This is a genomic window from Veillonella dispar (genome assembly GCF_937975875.1).
GTDB classification, from domain to species: Bacteria; Bacillota; Negativicutes; order Veillonellales; family Veillonellaceae; genus Veillonella; species Veillonella dispar_B.
Genome location: NZ_CALJSP010000009.1, coordinates 1 through 3,356, shown reverse-complemented (window position 1 = coordinate 3,356; position 3,356 = coordinate 1). Strand labels below are relative to the sequence as shown.

Sequence of the window (3,356 nt, the reverse complement as noted above, 5' to 3'; positions counted from 1 at the left end):
AAATAATACTATTAGGGGTTGTTAGTTTGATTATTAATATTATTGAGTGTGATATTCCTAATGTGAAAGCTATTTCATCAACTGGGGAAGATGAAGGTGTTCACAATATTTATATTCGTAAAAATATGTCTGTTGAAGATATTCGTAATGAAGTGAAGCATGAATTGCTGCATATCATTAATGACGATTTTCATATAGATGATCATGTTAATTTAATTGAACATATGGTAAGGCGAAAAGAACTTACAGATGAATTACTTGAAGAAATAGATTTTTATCATCATGTATTGTAAAACTCACCAATTATATTATGTTACTTGTTTTATAGGAGATATATTTTATGTCTAATATTACGGATGAAAGGCTTGTAGAATTGCGTAGATCCGCACCGCCACCATATGAGCCTGAACGTTTACCTTTTGATACTTTTAATTTACTCACTCCTGAATTAATTAAACTATCTTCCGAGGCGAATATGGCATTAGGTGAATATAAAGGCTTTTTAGTTAATACGCCGAATCCTATTTTGCTTTTATCACCTATCACTACACAAGAGGCCGTGCTATCGTCTAAATTAGAAGGTACTCACGCAACGCTTGAAGATATTCTTAATCATGAAGCTGGTAACCAAACTGATATTCAAGATGATGAGTTAAAAGAAATTCTAAATTATCGTTCTGCATTAAAACATGCATTAGATACTATTTCACCATATAATCAATTATCAAATCCTAATAGTAAAGAACCATTAACAATAAAAATTATTAAAGAAATGCATGCCATTCTCCTAGATAATGTTCGTGGGTCTACAAAACATCCTGGTGCTTTTAAAAAACTACAAAACTATATTGGTGGATATGATTTTATTTCTTATACACCTGTTTCTCCACAACTAACAGATTCTTATATGTCTAATCTAGAAATGTATTTCCACCATGATGAGATAAATCCATTAATTCAAGCGGCTATTATTCATGCACAATTTGAAATGATTCATCCATTTGAAGATGGTAATGGACGTATAGGCAGATTGCTAATTCCTCTATTCTTTTATTATCGTGGAATTATTCCATCTCCCATATTCTACATGAGCTCTTATTTTGAACGTAATCGTGATGAGTATATTCATAATTTAGCCAATATCTCTAAAAGTAATAACTGGGTATCTTGGATTTATTTTTTCCTAAGCGGTATAATCGCTGAATCCCATAACAATACCAAGAAAGCTTTGAATATTTTAGCTTTATATGAACAGTTTAAATCTTTAGGTGATTCTATAAAATCATATTACTTCATTCCGATTTTAGACTTTATTTTTCAGCATCCTATATTTACAAGTAAACAACTTATCGAAGAAATCAATGCTAGTAAGCAAACTGTATTTACACTTTTGAATAAAATGGTAGATCAAGATATTTTAATTAGTTCAGATAAAGCTAAAAATAGAACATTTATTTGTCCAAAATTATTAAGTATTATAGATAGTTAAGTCTAATATTTTAATCTTTTTTAGACTATATATTTTTATAGTCCAATATATCTCATTATATTGGACTATATTTTTTAATAGTCCAATATACAGAAAAATATTAGACAAAATAAAAAGCCCCTATCTAGCTACTACTAGATAGAGGCTTGATGCCTTAGAGACACCGCATATTTATATTATACCATACCTCTAAGGCTTATTTCTTATACCATTTTTTAGCCTAGGAGGTATTTTTAATGTGGTGTGAAACTGTAACTACCAAAGCTGGTATTACTAAATATAAATTTCAAGAGCGTTATGTAGATCCATATAGTGGTAAGACAAAAAGAATATCTATTACCTTAAATAGTAATAGTAGACAAGCATACAAAATCGCACAAGCTGAATTGCAAAATAAAATTGATTTGGCCACTAATACAGATATTGCCAAGGATATGACATTGAATGATGTTGTATATGAATATTTAGAGTCTAAGCGTGCCTTTAGAAAATCATCTACACAATATAGTATGGATAATCTACACAAGCAGATTATTAAATGGTTTCCTACTAATATATTATTGTCTAAGTTATCCCCTTATATTATCCAAAGCACCTTTGATAAATTCGCCTGCCAATATTCATATAACTATACTAAGCTTGCTCTTAGCCTAATTAGACAATCATTGAAGTATGCAAGGCGCATGGAGTATATCCGTGACATTTCATTTTTAGATAATATAGAACTTCAAAAGCCTGTAGCAGATGTTAACCGCATCAAGAAGCAGCGTTCTAAATTTCTAACTAAAGATGAACTAAAAGATTTACTATCACAATTAGATACTATCAATCATCATGTATCCTTATTATGTGAGTTTCAATCTTTAACTGGTCTTAGATTTGGTGAAATGGTAGCATTACGCACTCAAGACTATGATAGAGATAATGCTGAGATAGATGTAAACGCTACTTTATCTAATCGTGGTAGCTTTTCTGACCCTGCCATGCGATTACCTCCAAAGAATGTTCATTCTATCCGTAAGGTTAAATTAGATGCAAGGGCCGTACAAATTATTAATCACTTTATAACCGCCAATCAAGCAAGGCGATTATGGAAATCTAAATTTGCTGACCTCGGTTATATCTTTGTAACAGATGGTGGATTGCCATATGATCTACATTATGTAAATCGTACTATAAAAAAACTTGATTTCCCAAAACCAGTAAGCACACATACATTCAGACATACTCATATATCTATTCTTGCAGAGTCCAATGTACCTTTAAAAGCAATTATGGAACGTGTGGGCCATAATGAGCCACGCACTACGCTTGCTATCTATACTCATGTAACTGATGAAATGAAACAAGAAGTAAATGCAGCAATTACTAATATGGGGAAAGTACTTTCAAATAAATAAAAAAATGAGCCACCGCATCATGTGCAGTGGCTTTTTTCAACCCTCATATAAAAGGGGCAAATATTTATTTTTAAAAGGGGCAATAAAGGGGCAAATTGTTGTTATAATGCGTTACAATTTGTCACTCTTTATCTTTCAAATATCCTTGTAAATGCTTTATCTGTTACAGTTTGTTACAATTCGTTACAATCTGTTAAATAGCAAATAAGAATGGTGCGGTTGGAGGGACTTGAACCCTCACGAGCGTACGCTCACCACCCCCTCAAGATGGCGTGTCTGCCATTCCACCACAACCGCATGGAATACAAATGGTGCCTCAGGACAGAATCGAACTGTCGACACACGGATTTTCAGTCCGTTGCTCTACCAACTGAGCTACCGAGGCATGAATGGCGACCCCGATCAGATTTGAACTGACGATCTTCGCCGTGACAGGGCGACATGTTAACCGCTACACCACGGGGCCG

Annotated in this window: 3 protein-coding genes and 3 tRNA genes; 3 read left to right on the top strand and 3 right to left on the bottom strand. The window is 33.0% G+C overall.

The features are described 5' to 3' along the window. From Q7P05_RS00380 to Q7P05_RS00370, 3 genes are all read left to right on the top strand, one after another. Positions 1-293 (top strand): hypothetical protein (locus Q7P05_RS00380; protein ID WP_303929996.1); only part of this gene is annotated, 293 nt, incomplete at its 5' end. A gap of 47 nt (positions 294-340) precedes the next feature. Then, positions 341-1,489 (top strand): Fic family protein, encoded by a 1,149-nt coding sequence (locus Q7P05_RS00375; RefSeq protein ID WP_195186450.1) that lies wholly within the window; start codon positions 341-343, stop codon positions 1,487-1,489. Between the two features lie 236 nt (positions 1,490-1,725). Continuing rightward, the gene (locus tag Q7P05_RS00370) at positions 1,726-2,889 is read left to right on the top strand and encodes a site-specific integrase (RefSeq protein WP_303929995.1); all 1,164 of its coding nucleotides are present in this window, start codon (positions 1,726-1,728) and stop codon (positions 2,887-2,889) included. Between the two features lie 211 nt (positions 2,890-3,100). On the opposite strand, the gene Q7P05_RS00365 is transcribed toward Q7P05_RS00370, so the two are convergent. The 3 genes from Q7P05_RS00365 to Q7P05_RS00355 form a co-directional block, all read right to left on the bottom strand. Beyond that, positions 3,101-3,186: transfer RNA gene (locus Q7P05_RS00365), tRNA-Leu, on the bottom strand. A gap of 12 nt (positions 3,187-3,198) precedes the next feature. Continuing rightward, a tRNA-Phe gene (locus Q7P05_RS00360) sits at positions 3,199-3,274 on the bottom strand. 5 nt (positions 3,275-3,279) lie between these two features. After that, positions 3,280-3,355, bottom strand: a tRNA-Asp gene (locus Q7P05_RS00355). Between the last annotated feature and the right edge of the window lies 1 nt (position 3,356).

Coding starts and splice junctions, on each gene's coding strand:
- Q7P05_RS00375 (WP_195186450.1), top strand. CDS start 341: ATGTCTAATATTACGGATGAAAGGCTTGTAGAATTGCGTAGATCCGCA.
- Q7P05_RS00370 (WP_303929995.1), top strand. CDS start 1,726: ATGTGGTGTGAAACTGTAACTACCAAAGCTGGTATTACTAAATATAAA.